Annotated in this window: 25 protein-coding genes and 1 pseudogene; 4 read left to right on the top strand and 22 right to left on the bottom strand. The window is 46.3% G+C overall.

Going from position 1 to position 25,612, the window contains the following annotated elements; genetic code table 11:
• Positions 1–122: 122 nt before the first annotated feature.
• Positions 123–1,163: pseudogene (locus DWX28_RS04125) on the top strand (3-deoxy-7-phosphoheptulonate synthase); the annotation flags it as partial.
• A gap of 133 nt (positions 1,164–1,296) precedes the next feature.
• Here DWX28_RS04125 and xerD read toward each other — a convergent pair.
• Together xerD and DWX28_RS04135 are read right to left on the bottom strand one after the other, a co-directional pair.
• Complete coding sequence (gene xerD / locus DWX28_RS04130; RefSeq protein ID WP_118251975.1) at positions 1,297–2,181, bottom strand: site-specific tyrosine recombinase XerD; 885 nt, start codon at positions 2,179–2,181, stop codon at positions 1,297–1,299.
• 231 nt (positions 2,182–2,412) lie between these two features.
• The gene (locus tag DWX28_RS04135; protein WP_022214969.1) at positions 2,413–3,006 is read right to left on the bottom strand and encodes a stage II sporulation protein M; all 594 of its coding nucleotides are present in this window, start codon (positions 3,004–3,006) and stop codon (positions 2,413–2,415) included.
• 140 nt (positions 3,007–3,146) lie between these two features.
• Between DWX28_RS04135 and DWX28_RS04140 the strand changes: the two genes are divergently transcribed.
• Positions 3,147–4,298, top strand: coding sequence for an IS91 family transposase (locus DWX28_RS04140; RefSeq protein WP_109216978.1), 1,152 nt, complete (start codon positions 3,147–3,149; stop codon positions 4,296–4,298).
• Between the two features lie 59 nt (positions 4,299–4,357).
• The gene (locus tag DWX28_RS04145) at positions 4,358–4,537 is read left to right on the top strand and encodes a hypothetical protein (RefSeq protein WP_109216979.1); all 180 of its coding nucleotides are present in this window, start codon (positions 4,358–4,360) and stop codon (positions 4,535–4,537) included.
• A gap of 149 nt (positions 4,538–4,686) precedes the next feature.
• Here DWX28_RS04145 and rny read toward each other — a convergent pair whose 3' ends face one another.
• From rny to DWX28_RS04230, 17 genes are all read right to left on the bottom strand, one after another.
• Positions 4,687–6,246, bottom strand: coding sequence for a ribonuclease Y (gene rny, locus DWX28_RS04150; protein ID WP_022214968.1), 1,560 nt, complete (start codon positions 6,244–6,246; stop codon positions 4,687–4,689).
• A 117-nt stretch (positions 6,247–6,363) separates the two neighbouring features.
• On the bottom strand, positions 6,364–6,864 hold the full coding sequence (locus DWX28_RS04155) for a regulatory protein RecX (protein WP_022214967.1): 501 nt from the start codon (positions 6,862–6,864) through the stop codon (positions 6,364–6,366).
• An 8-nt stretch (positions 6,865–6,872) separates the two neighbouring features.
• Positions 6,873–7,934 carry a recombinase RecA gene (gene recA, locus DWX28_RS04160; protein WP_022214966.1) on the bottom strand — a complete coding sequence of 354 codons (1,062 nt, stop codon included), beginning with the start codon at positions 7,932–7,934 and terminating at the stop codon, positions 6,873–6,875.
• Positions 7,935–8,211: 277 nt separating this feature from the next.
• Positions 8,212–9,660 carry a glycogen synthase GlgA gene (gene glgA, locus DWX28_RS04165; protein ID WP_022214965.1) on the bottom strand — a complete coding sequence of 483 codons (1,449 nt, stop codon included), beginning with the start codon at positions 9,658–9,660 and terminating at the stop codon, positions 8,212–8,214.
• A 94-nt stretch (positions 9,661–9,754) separates the two neighbouring features.
• Positions 9,755–10,564, bottom strand: coding sequence for a sporulation transcription factor Spo0A (gene spo0A, locus DWX28_RS04170; RefSeq protein ID WP_022214964.1), 810 nt, complete (start codon positions 10,562–10,564; stop codon positions 9,755–9,757).
• 206 nt (positions 10,565–10,770) lie between these two features.
• Positions 10,771–11,997, bottom strand: a complete 1,227-nt coding sequence (spoIVB, locus tag DWX28_RS04175) for a SpoIVB peptidase (RefSeq protein ID WP_022214963.1) — start codon at positions 11,995–11,997, stop codon at positions 10,771–10,773.
• A 103-nt stretch (positions 11,998–12,100) separates the two neighbouring features.
• Positions 12,101–13,792 (bottom strand): DNA repair protein RecN, encoded by a 1,692-nt coding sequence (recN, locus tag DWX28_RS04180; protein WP_118251937.1) that lies wholly within the window; start codon positions 13,790–13,792, stop codon positions 12,101–12,103.
• Positions 13,786–14,241 (bottom strand): arginine repressor, encoded by a 456-nt coding sequence (argR, locus tag DWX28_RS04185; RefSeq protein WP_022214961.1) that lies wholly within the window; start codon positions 14,239–14,241, stop codon positions 13,786–13,788. Before argR ends, recN begins: the two co-directional genes overlap by 7 nt.
• An 18-nt stretch (positions 14,242–14,259) precedes the next feature.
• A complete protein-coding gene (locus DWX28_RS04190; RefSeq protein ID WP_022214960.1) occupies positions 14,260–15,120 on the bottom strand; it encodes an NAD(+)/NADH kinase in 861 nt (286 codons plus the stop codon).
• Positions 15,121–15,145: 25 nt separating this feature from the next.
• Positions 15,146–15,955 (bottom strand): TlyA family RNA methyltransferase, encoded by an 810-nt coding sequence (locus DWX28_RS04195; RefSeq protein ID WP_022214959.1) that lies wholly within the window; start codon positions 15,953–15,955, stop codon positions 15,146–15,148.
• Entirely contained in the window at positions 15,952–17,814 is a 1,863-nt protein-coding gene (gene dxs / locus DWX28_RS04200; RefSeq protein WP_022214958.1) for a 1-deoxy-D-xylulose-5-phosphate synthase, read from the bottom strand. Before dxs ends, DWX28_RS04195 begins: the two co-directional genes overlap by 4 nt.
• 16 nt (positions 17,815–17,830) lie before the next feature.
• Positions 17,831–18,730 (bottom strand): polyprenyl synthetase family protein, encoded by a 900-nt coding sequence (locus DWX28_RS04205; RefSeq protein ID WP_118251938.1) that lies wholly within the window; start codon positions 18,728–18,730, stop codon positions 17,831–17,833.
• Positions 18,708–18,923 (bottom strand): exodeoxyribonuclease VII small subunit, encoded by a 216-nt coding sequence (gene xseB / locus DWX28_RS04210; protein WP_022214956.1) that lies wholly within the window; start codon positions 18,921–18,923, stop codon positions 18,708–18,710. Before xseB ends, DWX28_RS04205 begins: the two co-directional genes overlap by 23 nt.
• Positions 18,911–20,122: an exodeoxyribonuclease VII large subunit gene (gene xseA / locus DWX28_RS04215; protein ID WP_022214955.1), complete on the bottom strand. Its 1,212-nt coding sequence runs from the start codon at positions 20,120–20,122 to the stop codon at positions 18,911–18,913. Before xseA ends, xseB begins: the two co-directional genes overlap by 13 nt.
• A 4-nt stretch (positions 20,123–20,126) precedes the next feature.
• Positions 20,127–20,657 (bottom strand): transcription antitermination factor NusB, encoded by a 531-nt coding sequence (nusB, locus tag DWX28_RS04220; RefSeq protein WP_118251939.1) that lies wholly within the window; start codon positions 20,655–20,657, stop codon positions 20,127–20,129.
• A 58-nt stretch (positions 20,658–20,715) separates the two neighbouring features.
• Positions 20,716–21,102, bottom strand: a complete 387-nt coding sequence (locus DWX28_RS04225) for an Asp23/Gls24 family envelope stress response protein (protein ID WP_118251940.1) — start codon at positions 21,100–21,102, stop codon at positions 20,716–20,718.
• 114 nt (positions 21,103–21,216) lie between these two features.
• Positions 21,217–22,806 carry a peptide chain release factor 3 gene (locus DWX28_RS04230; protein ID WP_022214952.1) on the bottom strand — a complete coding sequence of 530 codons (1,590 nt, stop codon included), beginning with the start codon at positions 22,804–22,806 and terminating at the stop codon, positions 21,217–21,219.
• A gap of 181 nt (positions 22,807–22,987) precedes the next feature.
• Between DWX28_RS04230 and DWX28_RS04235 the strand changes: the two genes are divergently transcribed.
• Positions 22,988–23,905 carry a LysR family transcriptional regulator gene (locus tag DWX28_RS04235; protein ID WP_118251941.1) on the top strand — a complete coding sequence of 306 codons (918 nt, stop codon included), beginning with the start codon at positions 22,988–22,990 and terminating at the stop codon, positions 23,903–23,905.
• A gap of 57 nt (positions 23,906–23,962) precedes the next feature.
• Here DWX28_RS04235 and DWX28_RS04240 read toward each other — a convergent pair whose 3' ends face one another.
• From DWX28_RS04240 to DWX28_RS04250, 3 genes are read right to left on the bottom strand one after another with little or no spacing between them, the layout of a single operon-like run.
• Complete coding sequence (locus tag DWX28_RS04240) at positions 23,963–24,721, bottom strand: SpoIIIAH-like family protein (protein WP_118251942.1); 759 nt, start codon at positions 24,719–24,721, stop codon at positions 23,963–23,965.
• A 10-nt stretch (positions 24,722–24,731) separates the two neighbouring features.
• Positions 24,732–25,115, bottom strand: coding sequence for a hypothetical protein (locus DWX28_RS04245; RefSeq protein WP_227222093.1), 384 nt, complete (start codon positions 25,113–25,115; stop codon positions 24,732–24,734).
• Positions 25,003–25,605: a stage III sporulation protein AF gene (locus DWX28_RS04250; protein WP_118251944.1), complete on the bottom strand. Its 603-nt coding sequence runs from the start codon at positions 25,603–25,605 to the stop codon at positions 25,003–25,005. The genes DWX28_RS04245 and DWX28_RS04250 overlap by 113 nt, the downstream gene beginning before the upstream one ends.
• Positions 25,606–25,612 lie beyond the last annotated feature (7 nt).

Genomic DNA, 25,612 nt, shown 5'->3' on the forward strand with positions numbered 1-25,612 from the left:
AGACATGCAAGGCAAAATGCCATCACCGAAGGTGATTTGGAATGCATTTTGACTCGTAACTGTGAGGGTACTGAACAGTTACGTTAGTTGTATACAAAAGCGTTGCGTTAAAACGCAAAAGGGAGGAAAACATGGGATTCAATTTTATTAAGAAATTACCTACACCTGCTGAAATCCGCAATCAGTATCCCATTGATGCTGAAATACAGGCATTAAAAGAAAAACGTGATCAGGAGATCCGTGATGTCTTTACAGGCAAATCAGATAAATTTCTCGCAATCATCGGTCCATGCTCTGCTGACAATGAAGATGCTGTCTGTGACTATCTTCTGCGTCTCCGCAAGGTTCAGGAAAAGATCGAAGACAAAGTTCTGATCATTCCACGGGTTTACACCAATAAACCGCGTACTACCGGTGAGGGATACAAGGGTATGGTCCATCAGCCGGACCCGGAGAAAGCTCCTGACATGCTCGCAGGACTGGTTGCTATCCGCAAAATGCATATTCATGCAATCCAGGAAAGTGGATTTACCTGCGCAGATGAGATGCTCTATCCGGAGAACTACCGTTATCTCTCCGACATCCTTTCCTACGTTGCAGTAGGTGCACGTTCTGTTGAGGATCAGCAGCATCGTCTGACTGTCAGCGGTATGGATATCCCTGCCGGAATGAAAAATCCTACCAGCGGTGATTTCAGTGTTATGATAAATTCTGTTGTTGCAGCTCAGGCTTCTCATCGTTTCATCTACCGAAGCTGGGAGGTGGAGACAGATGGAAATCCTCTCGCACATACAATTCTGCGTGGTGCGGTCAATAAACATGGTGAGGCAATGCCAAACTATCATTATGAGGATCTTCGTCTTCTTCTTGAAAAATATCAGGAAAAAGATCTCAAGAACCCGGCAGTGATCGTGGATACCAACCACTCCAACTCCAACAAGCAGTACGACCAGCAGGTTCGTATCGCCAAGGAAGTTCTGCACAGCCGCAATGTTGATCCGGAACTTCATAAACTTGTCAAGGGTCTGATGATCGAGAGCTATATCGAGCCAGGCAACCAGAAGATCGGCGGCGACCATATTTATGGAAAATCCATCACTGACCCGTGTCTTGGATGGGATGAGTCTGAAAAACTGCTTTATACGATTGCTGAACTTTGCTAAGTATTGTTATTGTTCTGATCAGAAGCAGTAACTTTTGAAATAGTAATTTATGATGCAAAAACCCCGCAGTACAGAACCGTGATATTCTGTACTGCGGGGTTCTTATTTCATTGCTTTGTTGTCTATTTTAATTTCAGTGTCTCGGATGTGCCTTCATATAGACATCGCGCATTTTTGCCACATTCATCCCAAGATAGATCTGCGTGGATGAAATATCGGAATGACCGAGCATTTCCTGCACGCTCTTGATGTCTGCTCCATTCTGAAGCATATGTACTGCAAAGGAATGCCGGAGTGTATGCGGCGTGATATCACGGTAAATGCCTGCCGCCTCTGCATATCCCTTGAGGACTTTCCAGAATCCCTGACGGCTCATGGATCTGCCGGAACAGTTGGTGAACAGGGATTTCTCATTCTTGTTCTTGACGAAATAATCCCGGCCGTGCTCCATATATTCTGCAAGTGCTCTCTTGCTGACGTTTCCGATCGGGATGATCCTCTCCTTATCCGTATCATGACAGATAACATACCCAAACTGCAGATTCAGATCGGACATCTGCAGATGGATCAGTTCACTTACACGCATGCCTGTCGCATAGAGGAGTTCCAGCATCGCACTGTCGCGAAGTCCCTTCGCTGTATTGATATTTGGCTGCTTCAGGAGACGGTCCACTTCCTGAACGGATAAGATCTCCGGCATCTTCTTCTCTACCTTGGGCGGTTTCAGTTCTTCGGACGGATCTGCTGTAACCCTGCCTTCCTTGAAAAGATACTGAAAAAGTGCACGGATGGACGCAATATTCCTGGAAATCGTGGAAGATGCCAGATTCTCAGCCTTAAGTTCGCTTAAGTAGCCCTTGAGATCCAGACTTGTCACTTCTGCGAAATCATGAATATTCTGTCCGTCCAGATAACGGATCAGTTTCTTTAAATCCCTCTGATATGAAATTTCTGTATTATTTGATCTATTCTTTGTCGTATGTAAATACGCAATAAATTCCGCGAGTGTTCTTTCCATTTCTTTTATTTCCTGCCTAACCCTGTACCATGTCTGTCCAACAGGAGGATAATCCTGTCGATTCTTGTTATATATCTGATGTACCATGATTATACTTGCTATTTTACATAAAATCAAACCATTTTTTCGCGAAATTTAACGTAAAATCAATGTTTTTGACGGTTTATACAAAATATCGTTCCGATTATGGTAAACCATACTATATATTGTATTTTTGAAAATATTAATTTTTTATAACACTTTTTTTACCAGCCATTCCAGGATAAATGGATTGCAGTATGCTTCTGTTATCATCCCTCCCAGATACAGGATACCGCACAGAAAAACACGTAAAAAGTACCTGGAGACGCCCCCGGTAAGCATTCCCCTGTTCTTCCAGATCCTCATCGACTGTTCATAACTCTGCCTGTAAAGATAAAAAATACACGGAATATACAACAGATACTGTGGAAACAAAAGTCCCACACCGACCATCCCTCCCTGAAATCCAAACTGCAGAACAGACATGGTAAGCAGAAGCCCTATTTTAATTCCAAGATACATACTGCCTGCGACAGCAAACGGTACTCCAAAAACAGAGATTCCACAGGCTGCCCCGAGGAGATAAACACTTCCTCTCATCCCCAGCACTTGCAGAAAGTACTCCACTCCTGCTTCACTTCCTGCTGCAAAACTCCTGAGAAGGTACATTGCAGAGATCGTCTTCTGATGCCATTCCATCTTCCACGCGATATCCGGCAGGATCATCCCAATAAGGAAGCCTGCCATAAACAGGATCTGCACCGGGCATCCTGTATTCCTGTGCCAGTTCGGAATTTTTTTCATAGCTTCACCCTGTACCAGTCTACGGATCCCAGACAGGAATTAGAACATAAAAAAGTGTCTTCGACACTTCAACTCCCCTGCCCCTCACTCATGAGGGGTAAGGGGTTTCTTTTTTATTAATAATCATTCATAATAGTCTCATGAGTAATGTATTACAGGATATTTTCAAAGACCATTATGAAGAAATGCTTTATATTTTACATCCACGCAAATCCGTCATCGAAAATGTTGACCGCATGATTAATTGCGGTGATCCTTCTTTTGGTGGTGCAATGTATGGTTGTTCTAAATGTGGTACTTTCAAATTCGTTCCTTTCCGATGCCATAGTCGTTTCTGTCCTATCTGTGGAACCAAGTACTCCATTGACCGCACTACCTCTATGTCTTTTAAGATAATCAATGCACAACACCGGCACTGTGTTTTCACCATTGATTCTGAACTCAGACATTTCTTTTTAGAAAACCGAAAACTCCTCGGTCTTCTTTTTGATGCTGTTCAAAGTGTTATTTTCCGGGCTTTCTATAAAGATAATAAGTCTGAATGTTTTACTCCCGGATTTATTCTTGTTCTCCACACTTTTGGTCGTGACTTAAAATGGAATCCTCACATCCATTGTCTTGTCTCTGAAGGTGGTATTGGCAACTCCGGTCTCTGGCGCTCCAAAAAGCATTTCAACTATACCTTTCTTCGTAATGCATTTCGTACCGCACTTCTTGATCTTATGGAAAAGGAACTTGGTGTTTCCTTCAAGAAAGTGAAAGCGCGTTGTTACCAGGAACACAAACATGGCTTCTATGTCTATGCCAAACCAAACAAATGCAACCCTAAAATCGTCACCAAATACATTGGCCGTTATCTTGGTCGTCCAGTCATCGCAACCTCACGTATAGATCATTACGATGGTGAAACTGTCACCTTTCACTATAACCGGCACGAAGACAACCGGCTTATTACCGAATCTGTTCCTGTTATGCAATTCATTCAGCGGTTGATCCAACACATCCCTGAAAAACATTTCAAGCAGATCCGATACTATGGTCTATATGCTGGAAATCATAAAAATGATTCCAAACTAAATCTTGCCATTGCAAAAGAAAAACGAAAGATATTTCTTTCCTTCAACCGCTGGCGCGACTGTATTTTACATTCCTTCGGATATGATCCTCTTAAATGTCCATGCTGCGGTGAGACCATGACTTTTCTTGACCTTTATTATAATCATCAGCATATTTCTCTGAATGAAATGTACGAAAGGACAATGCACAGATTTCATGCACACTCATCTGCCTGACCACTGTTCATGTTTCTCCGTCTGTGATAGAATAATTTAAAGATCGGAGGTACAAAACTATGTCAAAACATTCAGATGAAATCAGAAATAAATATATAAAAAATCCACCAGAAGGCATGACCGCTGATGACATCCGTCACATGGGTGAGGATGATTTGCTTGATATGGATTACTTTTTAAACGAAGACGATGTGTTTGATGAAGATTTTCCCGGTGCTGAAGGTTTTTATATCTTCTAAAAACTTATCGTTTATTTGCTATGCCCGCCTCTGTGCGGGCTACTTTTATATCAAGCGTTCTCCAAAGGAGAACTTTCCTATAAAGCAAAAAAGAGTGCGACACTTTATGTATCACACTCTTTGTAAGTATTTCTATAATCCAGAATTGATTACTTCGCGTAATCTACAGCTCTGCTCTCTCGGATGACATTTACCTTAATCTGTCCCGGATATTCCAGTTCAGCTTCAATCTGTTTGGCAATGTCTCTTGCCAGCAGAACCATATCTGCGTCTGTCACGTGTTCCGGTACTACCATAACACGGATTTCTCTGCCCGCCTGTATAGCAAAGGACTTGTCTACACCCTTGAATTCGTTGGTGATATCTTCCAACTGTTTCAAACGGTTTGTGTAGGTCTCAAGTGTCTCTCTTCTTGCGCCCGGTCTTGCTGCTGAAATTGCATCGGCAGCCTGAACGATACATGCAATAAGAGATTCCGGTTCAACATCTCCATGATGTGATGCAACTGTATTGATAACAATCGGAGATTCTTTGTATTTCTTACAAAGATCCACACCAATCTGGATATGAGAGCCCTCAACTTCATGGTCAATAGATTTACCAATATCATGAAGCAGTCCGGCACGCTTCGCCATACGTACGTCTACACCGATCTCTCCTGCAAGAATTCCGGAAAGCTGTGCTACTTCGATAGAATGCTTCAGTGCATTCTGTCCATAGCTTGAACGGAATTTCATGCGTCCAAGGAGTTTGAGAAGTTCCGGATGGATACCATGAACGCCAACATCCATTGCTGCGTTCTCACCATCCTCACGGATCTGTGCTTCTACTTCTCTCTGTGCTTTCTCTACCATCTCTTCGATTCTTGCCGGATGGATACGTCCATCAACGATCAGTTTCTCCAGAGCAACTCTGGCGATCTCACGGCGGATCGGATCAAAGGCAGATAAAACAACTGCTTCCGGAGTATCGTCAATGATGAGATCTACACCGGTCAGTGTTTCAAGGGTACGGATGTTACGTCCCTCACGTCCGATGATTCTTCCCTTCATTTCATCACTTGGAAGCTGTACTACTGAAATTGTGGTTTCAGCCACATGATCTACTGCACATTTCTGAATGGCATTGACCACGTATTCCTTAGCCTTTTTGTCTGCTTCGTCTTTTGCCTTGTGTTCTAATTCCTTGTAGAGTCTGGCTACGTCTACCTTGACATCATCTTCTACACTTCTGAGCAACTCGTCTTTTGCCTGGTCGGAGGTCAGACCGGAAATTCTTTCCAGTTCCTGTACTCCTTTTTGTTCAAGTTCTTCTACTTTCTTTTCTCGTTTTTGTAACTCAGCAATCTTTGCTGTGCACTCAGCCTCACGCTTCTCAACTACATCAGCTTTCTTATCAACGGATTCCTCCTTTGATAATACACGCCTTTCGTATTTTTGCAGTTCGTTTCTACGTTCCTTGGTTTCCTTCTCCAGTTCGTTTTTCGTTCTGAGAGATTCTTCCTTTACTTCCAATAATGCTTCTCGCTTTTTTGTTTCAGCAGCTTTTAAAGCTTCATCTATGATGCTTCTTGCTCTGTCTTCTGCTGTGCCAACAATTTCAGCGTCCTTCTGAGTTTTATTGTTAACAGCAACCTTGCAAGTAACAGGAACCGCAATAAGCAGTGCGACCACTACAGCGACAATTGCAACAATAATTGTGCTTGCCACAGGAGCACCTCCTTATTTAGTTTTCATTGTACAAATACAGGTACCGCCCATGCTGTGAACAGTAACCAAATACAACAATACAAGTTTAGCGGTTTTTAGGAATTATGTCAAGTTTTTCTATCCATTTGTTTGAATATTTTTACATAATGTAATGTGCAGTTCTTCCAGTGCAGAGGTGATCTCACCCTGCCTGAATCCTCTCCTTGCAAAGTATCCCAGAAGACGGCGCATCTGCCGTTCATCAATTTCTGTATCCGGCGGATATTTCTTCTCGATCTGGCTCAGAAGAAGTGCGTGTTCGTCAGGGGCTTCAAGTTCCTCTGCTTCCTCCCAGGCAGACTGGATCGTCTGTCTGTCCACCCCCTTCTGCTGGAGCTCCTGAAAAATCTTCTGGCGGCTCTTGTCATGTATCCGGTACATGATGTAATTGAATGCATACCTCTCATCATTAATATAGCCAAACTCTCTCACATAGGAGACGGCATCCTCTGCTGCTTCCTCCGAAAAACCAGCCTGGCGGAGACGGTCTGTAAGTCCCCGCTCCGTCCTGTCCATATGTTCCAGAAGACGGAGGGCCTTCCTGCGTGCCTGCTGCTGTTCCTGATAATAGTCTGTCATGGTACTGCTTATTCTTCCTCAGTCTCAGCCGATGCTGCTGCCTTGTCTGCTTCCTTAGCGGCATTCTCTTCCTCCGGGAGCAGGTGGTACTGGATCCTTACCTGCTTCTCGATCTCATCGCAGATCTCCGGATGATCCTTAAGATAGATCTTGACATTCTCACGTCCCTGACCGATCCGCTCACCGTTGTAAGAGTACCATGCGCCGCTCTTATTGACTACGTTGCACTCTGCTGCAAGATCCAGGATCTCACCCTCTCTGGAGATACCTGTACCAAACATGATATCAAATTCTGCCTGCTTGAATGGCGGTGCAACCTTGTTCTTGACTACCTTGACCTTGGTATGGTTGCCGACCATCTCACCGCCCTGCTTGAGAGTCTCAGTCCTTCTGACATCCATACGGACAGATGCATAGAACTTAAGAGCACGTCCACCTGTGGTGGTCTCCGGGTTACCAAACATAACACCGACCTTCTCACGAAGCTGGTTGATAAAGATGACCACGCAGTTGGATCTGCTGATCGCAGCTGTGAGCTTCCTGAGTGCCTGCGACATCAGTCGTGCATGAAGACCTACATGGCTGTCTCCCATGTCTCCCTCGATCTCAGCCTTCGGAACAAGGGCTGCAACAGAGTCAACGATCACGATGTCCACGGCTCCGGAACGTACCATGGTCTCTGTGATCTCAAGTGCCTGCTCACCGTTATCCGGCTGGGAAATATAAAGGTTATCAATATCTACACCGATATTCTTGGCATAGACCGGATCAAGTGCATGCTCTGCATCAATGAATCCTGCGATCCCGCCGCGCTTCTGAACCTCTGCAACCATGTGAAGTGCAACGGTTGTCTTACCACTGGATTCCGGTCCGTAGATCTCGACGATACGTCCCTTCGGAACGCCGCCTACACCGAGTGCGATATCCAATCCAAGAGATCCTGTCGGAATCGCTTCTACCTGCATATGTGCACTGGAATCTCCCAGTTTCATTACCGAGCCCTTGCCATACTGCTTCTCGATATGTCCAAGTGCCGCCTCCAGTGCCTTCTGTTTCTCTTCGTTTATCATACCTGTGGATCTCCTTTTTTCTAAATTTCAACTCACTACCTCATGCATAGGTAGACAAAAGATTATTCAAAATAGAATCTGATTATGAAAATATGGTTCATGCGAACTTATGTTTCACAAACCTATGTTCGTTTTTCTTCTTATATGCTATTATAAATCCCCTCCGATGTCAAGGAAAACTTTTCGCCAAAATCTCTGTTTTTTCGATTCCGGAAAGAAAAAGGGGATACCGTTTTATCTGGTATCCCCCGAAAAATCCTGTTTGTTCAGATACGATTTATTTGTCTCCGATCAGCCAGTTGTACATTTCTTCATACTGTTTTGCTGAATGATTCCATGAGAAGTCTGCTGCCATCGCACGGTCGACCATCTTGTTCCACTCGCGTTTGTTGTCGTAGAAGACACGCTCTGCATTACGTACAGTTGCAAGCATCTCATGTGCATTGTAGTTTGTGAAGCTGAATCCTGTTCCTGTTCCTTCGAACTCGTTGTACGGCTCTACAGTATCCTTAAGTCCACCTGTCTCACGAACGATCGGAAGTGTTCCATAGCGAAGGCTCATGAGCTGGCTGAGACCGCATGGCTCGAACAGTGACGGCATAAGGAATGCATCGGAAGCCGCATAGATACGATGGGACAACGGCTCATCATAATAGATCTGTGCTGATACCTTGCCGTGATATTTCCAGTCGAAATGACGGAACATATTCTCATAACGCTCTTCACCTGTTCCAAGAACAACAATCTGTACTGCATCCTGACAGAGTTCATCCATTACATAAGCGATCAGGTCAAAGCCCTTCTGGTCTGTCAGACGGGAAACGATACCAATGAGCATTGCATTCGGATCCTCATTGAGTCCGAGATCACGCTGGAGCTGGATCTTGTTTTTGACTTTTTCTTTGCGGAAGTTCTTTGCGTTGTATTTCTGGGTGATACAGGCATCTGTCTCCGGATTGAATACATCGTAATCAATTCCATTAACGATACCACGGAGATCATGAGATCTCGCACAGAGAAGTCCATCCAGACGCTCTCCATAGAATGGTGTCTTGATCTCCTCTGCATAAGTGTTACTTACTGTTGTTACTGCATCTGCAAAGACGATACCGCCCTTTAAGAAGTTTGCATCCTTGTAAGCCTCCAGCTTGTCCGGTGCAAAATAGTAATCGGAAAGTCCTGTGATTCCCCGAACGGTCTTAACATCCCATACACCCTGGAATTTGAGGTTATGGATCGTCATAACAGTCTTGATGCCCCAGAAGAATTCATTCTGCTGGAAAGAGTCATGCAGATAAACCGGTACAAGACCTGTCTGCCAGTCATGACAGTGGATCACATCCGGACGGAAGTTGATGACCGGAAGCACAGAGAGGACTGCTTTGGAGAAGAATGCAAATTTCTCCAGATCCCAAGGTGCGCTGTCGTATGGTTTCGGTCCACTGAAGTAGTATTCATTGTCAATGAAGTAGAACTGGATTCCATCATACTCCATATGCATGATTCCTACATAACAGTTCTTATATCCCAGATCCATATAAAAATGGGTGATATATTCCATTTTGTCTTTCCATTCCTGCTTCATGCAGGCGTATTTCGGCAGAATAACTCGCACATCAAAGTAACGCTTGTCAAAGCATTTCGGAAGTGCTCCTGCTACATCGGCAAGTCCTCCTGTCTTTATAAACGGCACTGCCTCTGATGTTGCAAATAAAATATTTTTCATCTGTGATTGCCCTCCTTGCTTCCATTTCTATAAAAGCTGTACAGATATCTCAGTCCTGAAACGGCTTTTTTGTTTATTATACCCTAAAAAGTACTTATTGGAAAGAGCGATTTTTATATTCCAGACGAATTTTGTCCGCAATCAGGGCAATGAACTCAGAATTTGTCGGTTTACCCTTGCCCGTACTTACTGTATAGCCAAACAGAGCATCTATCGTATCCATCTTGCCGCGGCTCCACGCCACCTCGATCGCATGGCGGATCGCACGTTCGACACGGCTTGGCGTTGTCTGGTGTTTCTTGGCGATCGTCGGATAGAGGACTTTGGTGATCGAATTGAGCATTTCGATGTCATTTACTGCCAGGATGATCGCATCTCTTAAGTACTGATAACCTTTGATATGTGCCGGAACACCGATCTCATGGATAATATTTGTGACATCTGTCTCCAGGTTTCTTGTTCCGTATGCGCCCGGTTCTTCTCTCACAACACTCGGACGGACATTTTCGCGGATCCTGCGGTCGCTTCTTCGTCTCAGGTTCTTAATGCGGTTCAGAAGGACCTGATTGTCAAAAGGCTTCAGCATATAATATTCTGCGCCAAGGCTGAAAGCGTCCTCTGTGATCCGTTCCTGTCCAACCGCTGATACGACGATAAACGCCGGCGTTTTCTTGAGCATATGATCGTGCTGACAGTTTTCCATGACAGTAAGCCCGTCCATCTTCGGCATGATGATGTCAAGAACGACAACATCCGGTTCTCTTTCTTTTATGATATTACAGATTTCTTCTCCGTTGTGTGCTTTACCTACCAGGGTGAGGTCTTTGTCTTCTTCGATCATACGACCAAGTATTTCTACCATTTTTTCGTTATCGTCTGCGATTGCTACATTTAACTTTTCCATGAGGCCCGTTTCCTCCTAACCTTACTTCCACTTATCAAATATTTTATGTGCTGACAGGAAATATTATAGAGTAAACTTCCCTGCGAAATCAAGCCGAAACAGGGAGAAACACTGAACTTTCGTTCACTTTAAATCTACCTGTTTCGACTTTTATGATCACCAGAAATCCTTTATTTTGATTTTTCGGCGGCATTCTCTGTGACTTTTTATGCGGCTCGTTCCTGCACGTTTTCTTCATTCTCCAGCATAGTCTCCGCAAATATTCCATAGCCGCTTGTAGAATCCTGTACAAATACGTGAGTGACTGCCCCGGCAAATTTCCCGTTCTGGATCACCGGGCTTCCACTCATTCCCTGTACGATCCCTCCTGTTTTTTCAAGCAGATCCGGATCAATCACACGGATCACAAAACTCTTGTTTGTATCCTCGTGGTTGAGGTCGATCTTCACGATCTCCGCATCGTATGCGGACACACTTCCATCCACACAGCATAGGATCTTGGCCGGTCCTGTTTCCAGTTCCTGTTTGTAGGCAACCGTCATCTTTGTCATTGCGATCTTGTCCGCCAAGCCGGTAAATTCACCATAAATGCCATTCTCCGTATTCTTTTGTATCGTCCCGATCACCCTGTCAGGATCATAGCGGATCAGTCCGGCAAGCTCCCCCGGGCTTCCGTTGCTTCCCTTCTGGATCCCAAGGATCTCTGCCTGGTACAGAGCGCCTTTTTCTATCTTGAGGAGATCTCCTGTATCCACATCGCTGATCCCATGTCCCAGTGCACCATAACTGCCGTTTTCATCAACAAAAGTGATCGTCCCTATACCCTGTGTATTATCTCTGACCCAGATTCCAAGTTTATAAGAGCCCTGCATATCTTTTACCGGAGTAAGTGAGAGCGGAATGATCCTGTCATTTCGAAGCACCTCCAGTTCTACACTTTCTCCATTGAGATTCCTGATATCCTCGATCAGATCTTTTTTGGAACGGATGGTCTGTGAGTCAAAAGCTACGATATAGTCTCCTGGTTTTACAACGTCTTTCGCCGGTTCTTCTGTCGTACCTTCTTCAGACAGGATCTCGCCGGTATCAATGATAAGTACGCCGTCTGTTTCCATGTAAATGCCCGCGGTGCTTCCGCTAACATAAACCGATGGGCTGACGGACGGTGTGACCTTGATCTCTTTGAACGGAATCACTCCGAGAATGCTGCATTTCAGCGTATAACTGCCCTCGCCGGAAACGGAGACTGAATCCTCAAAGGTCAGAAGCGGATGCTCCAGAACCTTTTGAACCTGACTTTCCTGGTCTTCTTCGACATGGAGTTCATCCGGAATCCTCCGGTCCAGATAACGATACCCAAGGCACAGCATTGCAATGAGATCAAGCCCCAGACACCAGAGGATCAGCTTTCTGTACCGTTTTTTTGTATTCACTCTGTCACATCCTTTCTTTTGTGATTATTTCTGCATCAAAAAGCAATAAAAAAGAGAAGAGATCTCTTTCGGATCTTCCTCTCTTATTATGCTGTAATTCGTTTTATTTGAGTCTTGTATTTTTATGTACCTGTGCCAATTCTTTCATTTCTTTTGCATTCTGGTACACAGCCTGTGTGATCTCTGCACCGCCGAGAAGTCTCGCGAGTTCCTGGATGGAATCCTCACCTTCAAGCGGATGGATCTCCGTGATCGTCTCCGTACCCCTCTGGTGCTTCTCTATCTCAAAATGCGTGTCCGCCATCGCAGCGATCTGTGGCAGATGTGTGATGCAGAGTACCTGATGATGTCTTCCTATGACAGACATCTTCTCTGAAACCTTCTGTGCTGTCCTTCCGCTGATACCAGTGTCGATCTCGTCAAAGATCAGTGTCTCGATCTGGTCTCTGTCTGCAAGGATCGCCTTGATCGCCAGCATGATCCTGGAAAGCTCACCACCGGATACGATTCTTCCAAGCGGTTTCACAGACTCTCCCGGGTTTGTCGAAATTTCGTATTCAATGTCGTCAAATCCGCCTGCTGTATATTCTTCTTTGCGTTTAAAATCAATCCTGAACTGCACGTCCAGGAAATTGAGATCTTTGAGACCTTCGATGATCTTGTCGGTAAGTGTCTTACTGTATTTTTGCCTGATCTCTGAAAGTGCATACGAAACTTCTTCAAGTTTTTTCTGGGATTTCAAAAGATTTTCTCTGGCTTCCTGGAAAAGTTCCTCATATCTGTCAAGATCTGACAGTTTCTGCTTCTGGCGTTCACCATATTTCTGGATCTCTTCTATGCTCTGACCGTATTTTGCCTTGAGATTATTAATAAGATCCAGACGCTTCTCTGTCTCAAAAAAAGTCTCATCATCAAAATTCAGATCCTCCACATAGGAAGAAAGCTCTCTGTTGAAATCATTCAGAAGGCTGTCCACTTCCTGAAGAGTCCCTGACATGGATTCCAGCTGGCTGTCGAATTCTGTCACTCTGGTCAGTTCTCTCACTGCCATTCCAACAGAGTCCCCTGCCCCCTGTGCGGAATCATATCCGGTCAGGTCACGGACACTCTGGAGTGTCTCGAGGATCTTCTTGCCATTGTTTAATTTACGGTAAAGAGTTTCCAGCTCTTCGTCCTCTCCCGGGCGAAGCTGTGCTGTCTCGATCTCGTTGATCTCAAATTCCAGGAAAGCTCTCTCCCTGTTTCTCTGTTCCTCATCTGTATCGAGTTTCTTAAGTTCCTGCATGCATTTGCGGTATGCTCTGTATGCCTCCTGGACTTTGTCCCTTGCAGGATAGATCTCGTCCTTGCCGTATGCATCCAGGATCTCAAGCTGCTTGTCCTGGTACAGAAGAGACTGGTGCTCATGCTGTCCGTGGATATCAAGAAGGCAGGAAGCTGCCGCCTTCATCTGGCTTACCGTGCAGGTTTCGCCGTTGATCTTGTTGATGCTCCTGCCGTCCATCAGTTTACGTGTCAGAAGGATCTGTCCGTCCTCCAGTTCTACTCCAAGTTCCCCAAGAGCTTCCTCTGCACGCGGATTCTCCACCTGGAACAGTAATTCTACAAGTGCATAGGATGCTCCTGCCCGGATCATATCCCGGGTGCTTCTGCCGCCCAGGATCAGCTGCATCGAACCAAGAAGGATCGACTTACCTGCACCTGTCTCACCGGTGAGGATATTCAGCCCCGGACCAAATTCTACTTCAATATCTTCAATCAGTGCGAGATTCTTCACATGAAGATGTACTAACATAATTTCAAGATTCCTTTCAGTTTCCTTGCCGCAGTCTGTGCCTGTTCTCCATCCCGAGCCACGCACATCACAGTGTCATCCCCTGCGATGCTGCCCAGGATCTCTTTCCATTTCAGTGCATCCAGTGCTGCCGCCACCCCCATCGCCATGCCCGGAACCGTCCGGATCACGATCATATTCTGACCTACGTCAATCGATGTGAGTGCATCGTGGAGCACTCTTGTATATTTGTCGCCCAGTTCCGCGGAAGAACCTGAGAGGATCGCATAATGCGATTTCCCGTCTTTTCCTGCGACCTTTGTCATCTTGAGTGCACGGATATCTCTGGAAACGGTAGCCTGAGTTACTTTGAACCCGGCTTCATTGAGCCGTGCTGCCAGTTCCTCCTGTGTGTCTATATCGTACTGACGGATCAGTTCTATTATTTTTTCATGTCTTGCTACCTTCACATCCAACCTCCATTACACTTAACTGTCGCGCATTTTCTGGCGAAGTACTTCAACAAAACTTAAATGATTTAACTTGAGTATTTTTGTGCTTACAGCTGCTTTCTCTATCACAATCCTGTCTCCCGTTACCATCGGGATCACTGTATCTCCATCAAAAGAAGCCACACCGTATTCCTGAACCTGTCGTCTGCCCTCACCGATCTCCACCGTGATCACATCTTCCGCCGGAAAGATAATACTTCTTGTATTCAGCGTATGTGGCGCGATCGGAGTCATCAGTGTCATGGAACCATTCGGTGCCACGATAGGGCCTCCACAGGAAAGGCTGTATCCTGTCGACCCTGTCGGTGTCGAAATGATGATACCATCTGCATTATAGGAATTCAGGTACACATCATTGACATAGTTCTTGAAGCGGACAACTCGAAGATGTCCGTCCCTGCCGATCACGATGTCATTGAGAGCCACATCCCTGCCTATGATCTTACCATCTCTCCAGACAGTTCCCGTAAGCATCATTCTCTCCTCGATCTCGTAATCGTCCTCCATCAACTTGTCAAGTGCACTGTAAACAGACTGTTTGTCCACTTCTGCAAGAAATCCCAGTGTTCCAAGGTTGACACCAAGCATCGGGATCTCTCTGTGTACAACATCTCTCGCCGCCTGAAGAAGTGTACCGTCACCGCCGAGAACAAGGATACATTCTGTGTCCTCCGGTATCAGTGCAGGATTGGTGTAATGATACGCACCTTCCTGCTTGCGCTCCGCCTGCTGTACCATGCACTTCCTGCCATTTGCCTTCAGATATTCTACGATCTGGCCTGTGAATTCAAGGTCTTTGTCCTTGTCACTGTTGGTAATGATATAAAATTTATCCATCCCTCAATTCTGCCTTCCCCGGTCATCAGTCGAGCTGACCGTGCGCTTCCTGCACCACCGCCTCCGGTGATACTTCCAGTGCGGATTCGCAGATCGTGCCTTCCGGTCTTTTCCTGAGATGAAGCAGATATTCGATATTTCCCTCTGGTCCCTTGATCGGAGAGAAAGAAAGATGCTGCGGCTCCAGCGCGATCGACATCGCATAAGCCATGACTTTCTCAATGACCTCGAGATGGACTGCCGGATCACGGACTACGCCCTTCTTGCCGACCTTTTCCCTGCCGGCTTCGAACTGCGGTTTAATCAGACAGACGATCTCTCCATCCTCTGTCAGAAGATTTCTTACCGGAAGCAGGACCTTGGTCAGAGAAATAAAGGAAACATCAATGGAAGAAAACTGCGGTGCTTCCTGAATATCCTCCGGAACCACATAACGGATGTTTGTTTTTTCCATGCAGACAACTCTCGGGTCGTTGCGCAGACCCCAGTCAAGCTGACCATAGCCTACATCGATAGAATATACCTTGACTGCCCCGTTCTGAAGCATGCAGTCGGTAAAACCACCCGTGGAAGCCCCTACGTCCATGCTGACCTTGCCTTCCAGGGAAACGCCGAAATTGTTCATGGCTTTCTCGAGTTTCAGACCGCCGCGGCTTACATATGGAAGTGTGTTTCCACGCACTTCGATCTTTACTGTTTCCTGGAACATGGTTCCTGCTTTGTCTTCTTTCTGTCCGTTTACATATACATCTCCGGACATGATATATGCTTTTGCTTTTTCTCTGGAAGGTGCAAGTGCACGCTCAACCATCAAAAGATCCAGTCTTTTTTTCATTGTTGCTCCTCATATTCCTCTATTGCATCGAGAATGTCCGGTGCTGACAGACCGATCTTTGCCCGCAGGCTTCCGACTTCTCCATGCTCTACAAAACGGTTCCAGATCGCGATCGGAAGAACACGTACTTCCGGATGACAGGCTTCCATATAGGCTGCCACATGTTCGCCGAATCCGCCGTTTTTGACATTTTCTTCTACTGTTACGATTAATTTGTGATCTCTGGAAAGTTCATCCAGAAGCGCAGTATCCAGTGGTTTGACAAATCTTGCATTGACAAACGTCGGCCTTCTGCCACGCTCCTTAAGTTCACGACAGACCTGTTCACAGATCTCAGTCATGCTTCCTACGGAAATGACTGCCAGATCTTCGCCTCTGTACAGGACTTCACTTCTGCCATACTGGATCGGGCTTTCGAATTCTTCAAGCCCCAGATATGCGCCGCCTCTCGGGTAGCGGATCGCAACCGGTCCACTGGCGCAGACTGCAAACTCCAGCATTTTCCTGAGTTCCCATGCATTCTTTGGTGCCATCACGGTCATGTTTGGCATCATCGTGAGATAAGAAAGGTCGAAACATCCCTGATGTGTCTCTCCGTCCGCACCGACAAGACCCGCGCGGTCAATGGCAAAGATCACATGAAGATTCTGCATACAGACATCATGCATCATCTGATCCACTGCTCTCTGCAGGAAGGAAGAATAGATCGCCACAACCGGAATCATCCCGCCAAGTGCCAGTCCTGCTGCAAAAGAAACAGCATGCTCCTCTGCGATTCCCACATCAAACAGTCTGTCAGGATATTTCTTCTCAAATCTGACAAGTCCGGTTCCTTCTTTCATGGCTGCAGTGATGCCGACCAGTCTGTCATGTTCTTCACCGAGATTCACCATCGCATCCGCAAAAACATCCGTATAGGTCGGTCCTTTTTTCTGCGATAATGCTTTCCCTGTTTTGATGTCAAACGGTCCTGTTCCATGGAACTGATCCGGATGCTTCCGTGCCGGTTCGTATCCTCTGCCCTTCTCTGTCAGGACATGAACGATCACTGGTCCCTCAACTCTCTTCGCCTCATTAAAAAGGCGCATCATCTGGCGCATATCGTGTCCGTCCACCGGTCCCAGATATGTGATCCCCATGTTTTCAAAAAGCATTCCCGGGATGATGAGCTGCTTGATGCTGCTCTTGGTCTTGCGCATCGTATCTACCAGTGCAGTTCCGACACGTGGTATCTTCTTGAGATTTTTGGTCACATTGATCTTCATTCCCGTGTAGGATTCCGCTGTCCGGAGTGCACTTAAGTAGGAAGATATCCCGCCTACGTTCTTGGAAATGGACATATTGTTGTCATTCAGGACAATAATGAAATTTGTCTTAAGTTCCGCGGCATTATTTAGTGCCTCATATGCCATTCCGCCGGTAAGCGCACCATCTCCGATCACTGAGACCACACGGTAATTCTGTCCCAGAAGATCCCTTGCCCGCACATATCCCAGACCTGCTGAGATAGAGTTCGAACTGTGTCCTGCATCAAATGCATCACAGTCACTCTCGCTTCGCTTGGGAAAACCACTCATGCCGCCTTCCTTGCGAAGTTTCTTAAAACCCTCTTTCCTTCCGGTAAGGATCTTGTGGGTATATGCCTGATGGCCTACATCCCAGACGATCTTATCCTGCGGAAGTTCCAGTACATTATGGAGTGCCAGTGTCAGTTCCACTGCCCCCAGATTGGATGCCAGATGACCTCCTGTCTGGCTTACAGATTCGATCAGGAACTGACGGATCTCCTCTGCAAGCTGTGGAAAATCTGCTAAAGCTATTTTGTGTATATCATTTGGCTTATTGATCTTTTCCAACATCCTTTGTATCCCTCTTTCATTTTCTGCGGCTTGCCATCTCCATAACAAGTGCCGTCAGAAATTTATTTTTGCTGCTTAACCCTTCCAGAACAGTCTCTGCCTGCTCTGAAAGTTTCTGAACCTGTTCAGATGCCTTCTCCACACCAAACAGTGTCACATACGTGACTTTATTATTTTTCTCGTCGCTGTGGACCGGTTTGCCAAGCTCCTGGCTGGTGCTTGTCACATCCAGAATGTCATCCTGGATCTGGAATGCCAGTCCGATAGCAGAAGCTGCCTTCTCAATCTGTGCTGTCTGTTCTTCATCCGCTCCGCCAAGGATGGCACCTGCCATCATGGAAGCCTCGATCAGCGCAGAAGTCTTGTGCTCGTAGATATAATCCAGCATCTCTCTGGATATCTCCTTGCCGTCATTCTCGACATCCACGCTCTGTCCTCCGAGCATTCCATAAAGCCCTGTCTTATCTGACATGATCTTCAGTGCACGGATCACTCTGTCCTTATCGGAAGTCAGATCAAATGCACCGAGCATTGTCTCATATGCATAATTGAGCAGGCTGACACCGCTTAAGACTCCCATTGCTTCTCCGTAAACTTTGTGGGTAGTCAGGCGTCCTCTCCTGTAATCATCATTGTCGATCGCCGGGAGATCATCGTGGATCAGGGAATGTGTATGGATCATCTCAATCCCTGCCATAAAAGGCTCTGCAACACGCTCATCCTCGCCAAACATCCGGAATGTTTCCAGAAGAAGGATCGGTCTCAGGCGCTTGCCGCCGGCACACATGCTGTAATTCATCGCCTCTGCCATTGTCCTGGCAAATCCGGCTTCCTCCGGCAGATATCTGCGGATGATTTCCTCTGCATGTGCTGTTCTTATCTGCAATTCTTCTTTAAAATTCTCGTAATGTTCCATCCTCGTCCATCTGGAGCATCTTCTTCTCTACTGTGTCCAGCCTGCCGCTGCAGTATTTGAGCAGCTCCATTCCTTCTTTATAAAAACGAAAAGAATCCTCCAGGGACGTTTCACTGTCCTCCAGCTTCGCAGCAAGAGTATCCAGTTCCTGAAAGACCTCTTCTATTGTCTTTGATTCTGTTATTTCTGCCATGTTTCCCTCCTGCTGTCCGAAACTTCCGCCTGGATCACACCGTCTGTCACAGAAATTTCGACTCTGTCCCCGGGCTTGACCTGTGAAACAGAAGTGATCCCTCTGCCATCAGTATCTGCAACAAAAGAATATCCCTGATTCAGCTTCGCAAGTGGTGACAGTCCCTGGTAGCGTTCCAGATAGATTCCCAGACGATGACGGTACTGCTGGAGTTTATTATCCATCGCCCTTCGCAGTGTATCCTCAAAATCCACAAGGGTCTGCCGCCGTTCTCTGAGACGGCTTTCCGGGCTTAAATATTTAAGCCGCATCTGATACTGCCCAAGCCGTACTCTCTGAAACTCGATTTCCTCCCTCATGTCACGCTGGAAACGCTCCTGATAACTGGAAAGCGTATACATCACCTGCGCCATATCATCCACTGCAAGCTCTGCTGCTGCTGACGGTGTCGGCGCACGGAGATCTGCCACAAAGTCAGCGATCGTAAAATCCACTTCATGTCCAACTGCTGATATGATCGGTGTACGGCACTCAAAGATTGCTCTGGCAACCTTCTCCTCATTGAACGCCCACAAATCCTCGATCGAACCGCCGCCACGTCCTACGATGATCGTATCTACGCCGGCCTCGTCAAGCATACGGATGCCTTTCACGATGCTGTCTGCTGCTCCATCGCCCTGTACCAGTGCCGGATAAAGGATGATCTGCAGGTACGGATTTCTCCGCAGGGAAATATTCCGGATATCCTGCACAGCCGCGCCGGTAGGCGCAGTCACCACTCCCAGTCTGCGGATAAACCGCGGGATCGGCTGCTTATACTCCGGTGCAAACATTCCCATTTCCTCCAGTTCTGCCTTCAGTGCAAGGAATCTCTCATAAAGTGCGCCGGCGCCCTCCAGAGTGATTTCCTTCGCATACATCTGATAACGGCCGTCTCTCTCATACACATCCACGGCGCCGCCGACTACAACACGGTCTCCGTCCTTCATACGGAAAGCAAGTCCGCGTCTCTGTCCCGCAAACATGACACAGGAAAGCACCCCTGTCTCATCCTTGAGCGAAAAATAAATATGTCCGCTGGTATGATATTTGCAGTTGGATACTTCACCCTTGACGTATACTTTTCTTAAAACATAGTCCTGTATGAACATGTTCTTGACGTAACGGTTGACCTGTCCTACGGAATAAACTGTTTTCATTTAATTAATTATCAGAGTTTTCTTCTGGCTCTGCCTTTGTTTCGGATTTCGGTGCATCTTTCTTGGATGAACGGATGATGATCTTGGCCTGATGGGTCGGACGGCGTCTCTTCGGTGCCTCACCGGAGTCCTTCTTACCGCTGGCGATCTTGCCGAGGATCCCGTTTACGAAAGAACCGGAATCGTCTCCACCAAACATCTTGGCAAGTTCTACTGCCTCGTTGATCGCAACGCCAACCGGAACGTCCTCATCAAATTTCATCTCATATACTGCCAGACGGAGTGCTGTCAGGTCAACTCTGCTCATACGGCTTGTCTTCCATCCACGGCTGTAGTCGTTGAGGATCTGGTCGATCTCGTCAAGCTTCTCCAGGATCTTCTGATACTTCTCCTGCATTGCCTCCTGGTCCTTCTCTTCCAGCTCTCCAAGTGTCTCAAAATACATGGACACCTGATCTGACATTTCATCTTCTGAATTAAACTGTGTCATGAACAGCAGTTTAAAAATATGTTCTCTCTGCTCGCTTCTTCGCATGTTTCCTCCTAAACCAATATCCCCCTCCGGGACTTTTATAAAGAAAAAAGGAAAGAGTTTACTTTCCTTTTCCGTTTTCCATATCAACGCCTGCGATGCGGATATTTACATCTGCCACTTCCAGGCCTGTCATGTTTTCAATGGACGATTTGACCTTGTCCTGAACCTTCTTGCTTACTTCAAGAATATTCTTGCCGAACTCGATATTCAGTGTCAGGTCAACAGTAACAACGCCCTCAAGGACGGTTACCTTAACTCCTTTGGAAAGGTTCTTCACTCCAAGCTTGCTTACCAGCTCGTTTGTAATATTTCCTCCCATGGATGCAACGCCGTCAACTTCGGTTGCTGCCAGTCCTGCGATGACTGTTACTACTTCATCTGCGATCTTGACTTCACCGATCCCTCCTACATCCTGTAATTTATAGGTTGTTCTCTTTTCTGCCATATCTAATACCTCCTGCGGGCTCCGACTCATAGCTGCAAGAAATCCTCTCACAGCTATCAAATTCTAATTTTGCATAGGTTTAGTATATCAAATTTGTCCGCAAATTAAAAGCGTTTATTTACTGAATTCTGTCAGTACGAGATTCGGATTTCGGTCTTCTGTCATGCCGACGCTCCATGCATTGACGAACAGAAGAAGCGGGTTGCCCTTGAGGTCTGTAACCTTCTTCATGTCTGAAGTTCCTGTGATCTTGGCCACATCGACTTCTTCTTTGTTTGCGATCCAGCGGATATGCTCATATGGAAGGTTTTCCAGACGGATCTCGACATTATATTCGTTTTCCAGACGGTATTTGAGGACATCAAACTGCAGGACACCGACAACGCCTACGATGATCTCTTCCATACCGGTGTTGAATTCCTGGAAGATCTGGATCGCACCTTCCTGCGCGATCTGGTTGATACCCTTGACAAACTGCTTACGCTTCATGGTATCAAGCTGGCGCACACGTGCAAAATGCTCCGGTGCGAAAGTCGGGATTCCCTCAAATGCAAACTTACGTCCCGGCGCACAGATCGTATCACCAATGGAAAAAATACCCGGGTCAAAGACTCCGATAATATCTCCGGCATATGCCTCATCTACCACATGACGGGATTCTGCCATCATCTGCTGAGGCTGGAGAAGACGCATCTTCTTGTCTCCCTGTACATGATAGACTTCCTGGGATGCATCGAATTTACCGGAGCAGATACGCATGAATGCGATCCTGTCTCGATGTGCCTTGTTCATGTTTGCCTGGATCTTGAATACGAATGCGGAGAAATCATCAGACATCGGATCAATCTCGCCCTCATCGGATACTCGCGGAAGTGGAGAGGTTGTCATCTTGAGGAAGTGCTCAAGGAAAGTCTCCACACCGAAGTTTGTAAGCGCGGAACCGAAGAATACCGGTGTCATATTTCCCTTGCTTACCTGTTCCTGGTCAAATTCCACACTTGCTCCGTCCAAAAGCTCGATCTCATCCATGAGCTGTTCCTTCTGATCCGGATCTACGATGTCGTCAAGTCTTGCATCGTCAATATCGATTTCTTCGATCACACCTTCCTTGGTTCCCTTCTGTGTGTCAGAGAAGGTCAGGACTTTGTGTGTATTTCTGTCATAAACTCCACGGAATTTCTTACCGGAACCGATCGGCCAGTTGATCGGGCAGGTTGCGATCCCGAGTTCCTTTTCTATTTCATCCAGAAGATCAAACGTATCATTTGCATCTCTGTCCATCTTGTTGATAAAAGTAAAGATCGGAATGTGTCTCATGACGCAGACCTTGAACAGCTTTCTTGTCTGTGCCTCGACACCCTTGCTTCCGTCGATGACCATGACTGCGGAATCCGCTGCCATCAGAGTACGGTAGGTATCCTCTGAGAAATCCTGATGTCCCGGTGTATCCAGAATATTGATACAATATCCATCATAATGAAACTGTAATACGGAAGAGGTTACGGAAATACCTCTCTCTTTCTCTATTTCCATCCAGTCAGATACTGCATGGCGGGCAGTTGCCTTACCTTTAACACTACCTGCCAGGTTGATCGCACCTCCATACAGCAGAAATTTCTCTGTCAGGGTTGTCTTACCGGCATCCGGGTGAGAGATAATGGCAAAAGTTCTTCTTTTTTCTATTTCGTTCGCGTACTTAGACACGTTTTTCCTCCTGTCTGTTATCCTATTTCCAATTTCTATACAACTTTTTATTTTATTATAGACTATGCCGGACTGTCAAGAAATTTCCCTATATGAAGGATATAAAGTTATAATTGAAAAGAAAATCTTTTCTCTGTATAATAGAGGCATATTTTTTGAATACGTGCCAGGAGGAAATTTTATGAATCTCGCAGAAATAGAAACTTTTTTGACTATCGTAAACACCAAGAGTATTACCCGCACCGCTGATCTTTTATTTCTGTCCCAGCCAACTGTCAGCCATCGTCTGAATTCCCTTGAGAATGAACTGGGATTTCCTCTTGTCATCCGAAACAAAGGACATAAGCAGGTCGAACTCACACCCAAAGGAATGGATTTTGTCGTCCTCGCCGAACGGTGGATGTCCCTGTGGAAAGAAACACTCACACTTCAGCACAACCAGGAACGGATGCTTCTGACAATCGGCTGCACGGACAGCCTGAACATCGCCGTATTTGCTCCGCTGTATGATGAGATCCTTCAGTCACATTCTCATCTGGATCTGGATATTGAATCTCATCACTCCAATGAACTGTACGATCTGCTCAGTGAGCACAAATTTGATATCGGTTTTGTCTATCAGCATCTTCATTACAAAAACATCATCGCAGAGCAGATCTTTGAAGAAAAACTTTATCTGGTGCAGTCCGAACATCCGGTGATCCCGCGGGCGCAGGTACATACGGATGAACTGGATTCCTCCATGGAACTGTTTCTGAGCTGGGATGACAATTTCCAGATCTGGCATGACCGCTGGCTTTCTTCTGTTACGAGACCTCATATCTCAGCAGACACGATCACTCTGCTTGACCGCCTGTGGAAAAAGGACGAAAACTGGATGATCGCACCGGAATCTGTCATTCAGGAGCTTTCGCATTACCGTTCTCTGTATGTCAGCGAACTGGTCAACACCCCGCCAAACCGTGTCTGCTACAAAATCCGGCATCGTTATCCCAAGGTTTCCAACAAGCTCGCTGTTGAATATTTTGAGCACGAGCTGGAACGTTTTCTTGAAAAACGGCATCTCCATATCCCAGTCGGCGTTGTATGGCATTCTTAATGCTTTTTATGTCAAAACAGAGAGGAAGCTCCCCTCTGTTTTGATCTGTGTCATTTCTTAATCATAGATACCGTCTGTCTGGATCACCTGATCGGTGGAAGTTTCCTGGTCTTCGTATGTAGTATCTGCTTCGTCCGTGCTGTCATAGGCCGCGGTCTCGTCAGCATTTTCTTCCATCGAACTGCTTTCTTCCCCTGTATCCTCTGTCTGGTCAAGCGGCGTGATCACGATATTTTCTGCTGCGATCCCTGTCTTTCTCTTGATGATATCCTCGATCTGTGCTCTTTTTGCATCTTCGAGGTCTGCTTCCGGCACAACTACGTCTGCAGTCTCTCCGGTAAGATTTACTACCGCATTCTCGAATCCTTTGGCTTCAAGAAGCATTTCTGCTGCAGCTTCTTTTTCGGACACGTCTGTCATCTCTACCATGGTGTTGATGGCGGTCTGTTTCTGATCATCCGAGATATCCGCATTGTTGATGATCTCCTGCAGGTCCGCCTTGTTCTGGGAGCGCACCTGTTCACGGGAAAGCTTTGCCTGTGCCGCAAATCCGGATGCCCCTGTCAGCACCGCCTCCCCCGGCGTTGTCGTGTCTTCTTCTGTATCGGTAAGACTGCTCTGACTGTTTTCTTCCAGAAGTGCGCTTTCGTCGGTAATGTCATAATCCACCTGATCCAAAATACTTGCACTGTCCGTGCTCGCTTCTTTGTCCTTGAATCCCAGATCCACGTCTGCAAAATTCAGGTATCCCGCCACTGCGATCAGGATTGCCAGTGAAGTGATGATGACCTGATTCCTTTTTACGATTTTTTTCACTTTACTCTCCTCATTTCATTTTCATTATTTTTATTTTATGGGCTTCGATCTGAAATAATGCCATTACCGCCTGCTGAATTTTCTGCACGACCACCGGATCAGAGGCTCCCTCTGCCGCGATCAGCACTCCTCTGACTTCTGTTTCACCGGAACGATAGATTCCCTGCTGTTCCTCCGTCATCAGCATCACTTTGACTTCACCAACTCCTTCTACATTCTCCAGAATATTCTGAAGCCTGCGTTCCAGGGAGGACTGGATTTCATCTGTGCTCTGTGTACTGTTATCCATCAGGATCGTCTGCTTTGGTGTACTGCTCTTTTTGGATACCGGAAGTGCGATCACCGACAGAAGAAGTCCCAGAAGCAGGATCACGATCCACTGCTGTTTCGTCATTCCCTTCTGCAAAAATTCTGATATTCTGCTCTTCGATCCCGAAGCTCTGCCGGAGTTCATCCTGGATCCTCCTTTCCTGTTCGCCGTCCATGTTCTGATCTGCCTTCAGTTCCACCGATATCGTCTCTCCTTCTATATCTACGATGGTCTCCTGTATTTTTATTCCTGCATCTTCACATTTTTTTGCAATCTGGGATGCAAGTTCCTGACGAAAGCCTTTACGGATGTAAAAGCCCTGAAGATCCTGCGTTTCTTTCTGCTCCAGAAGGTGTACTTCCTCGTTATAATAGTCTGCGAAATCCCCAATCATCTCCCTGCTTCCCCGCAGGAAAGAAAAAAGCGGCGTGCACAGCATGTAGATCAAAAGAAGTCCCATGAAAGACCGGATGTACCGTTCATATTTTCTGTCCGGCATCAATTGCAGGACCGCAGTAAATAAAATATAAAACGTCGCCAGGATCCTGACCCACTGATAGATTTCTGCCTTCATCTGCCCT

Source organism: Blautia sp. AF19-10LB, assembly GCF_003461245.1.
GTDB lineage: Bacteria > Bacillota > Clostridia > Lachnospirales > Lachnospiraceae > Blautia_A > Blautia_A intestinihominis.

Bases quoted from the DNA above. Each gene is read 5' to 3' on its own strand.
- xerD (WP_118251975.1), bottom strand. From the start codon at position 2,181: ATGGAAAGAACACTCGCGGAATTTATTGCGTATTTACATACGACAAAG.
- DWX28_RS04135 (WP_022214969.1), bottom strand. From the start codon at position 3,006: ATGAAAAAAATTCCGAACTGGCACAGGAATACAGGATGCCCGGTGCAG.
- DWX28_RS04140 (WP_109216978.1), top strand. From the start codon at position 3,147: ATGAGTAATGTATTACAGGATATTTTCAAAGACCATTATGAAGAAATG.
- DWX28_RS04145 (WP_109216979.1), top strand. From the start codon at position 4,358: ATGTCAAAACATTCAGATGAAATCAGAAATAAATATATAAAAAATCCA.
- DWX28_RS04155 (WP_022214967.1), bottom strand. From the start codon at position 6,864: ATGACAGACTATTATCAGGAACAGCAGCAGGCACGCAGGAAGGCCCTC.
- recA (WP_022214966.1), bottom strand. From the start codon at position 7,934: ATGATAAACGAAGAGAAACAGAAGGCACTGGAGGCGGCACTTGGACAT.
- glgA (WP_022214965.1), bottom strand. From the start codon at position 9,660: ATGAAAAATATTTTATTTGCAACATCAGAGGCAGTGCCGTTTATAAAG.
- spo0A (WP_022214964.1), bottom strand. From the start codon at position 10,564: ATGGAAAAGTTAAATGTAGCAATCGCAGACGATAACGAAAAAATGGTA.
- recN (WP_118251937.1), bottom strand. From the start codon at position 13,792: ATGTTAGTACATCTTCATGTGAAGAATCTCGCACTGATTGAAGATATT.
- DWX28_RS04190 (WP_022214960.1), bottom strand. From the start codon at position 15,120: ATGGATAAATTTTATATCATTACCAACAGTGACAAGGACAAAGACCTT.
- DWX28_RS04195 (WP_022214959.1), bottom strand. From the start codon at position 15,955: ATGAAAAAAAGACTGGATCTTTTGATGGTTGAGCGTGCACTTGCACCT.
- dxs (WP_022214958.1), bottom strand. From the start codon at position 17,814: ATGTTGGAAAAGATCAATAAGCCAAATGATATACACAAAATAGCTTTA.
- DWX28_RS04205 (WP_118251938.1), bottom strand. From the start codon at position 18,730: ATGGAACATTACGAGAATTTTAAAGAAGAATTGCAGATAAGAACAGCA.
- xseB (WP_022214956.1), bottom strand. From the start codon at position 18,923: ATGGCAGAAATAACAGAATCAAAGACAATAGAAGAGGTCTTTCAGGAA.
- xseA (WP_022214955.1), bottom strand. From the start codon at position 20,122: ATGAAAACAGTTTATTCCGTAGGACAGGTCAACCGTTACGTCAAGAAC.
- nusB (WP_118251939.1), bottom strand. From the start codon at position 20,657: ATGCGAAGAAGCGAGCAGAGAGAACATATTTTTAAACTGCTGTTCATG.
- DWX28_RS04225 (WP_118251940.1), bottom strand. From the start codon at position 21,102: ATGGCAGAAAAGAGAACAACCTATAAATTACAGGATGTAGGAGGGATC.
- DWX28_RS04235 (WP_118251941.1), top strand. From the start codon at position 22,988: ATGAATCTCGCAGAAATAGAAACTTTTTTGACTATCGTAAACACCAAG.
- DWX28_RS04245 (WP_227222093.1), bottom strand. From the start codon at position 25,115: ATGACGAAACAGCAGTGGATCGTGATCCTGCTTCTGGGACTTCTTCTG.
- DWX28_RS04250 (WP_118251944.1), bottom strand. From the start codon at position 25,605: ATGAAGGCAGAAATCTATCAGTGGGTCAGGATCCTGGCGACGTTTTAT.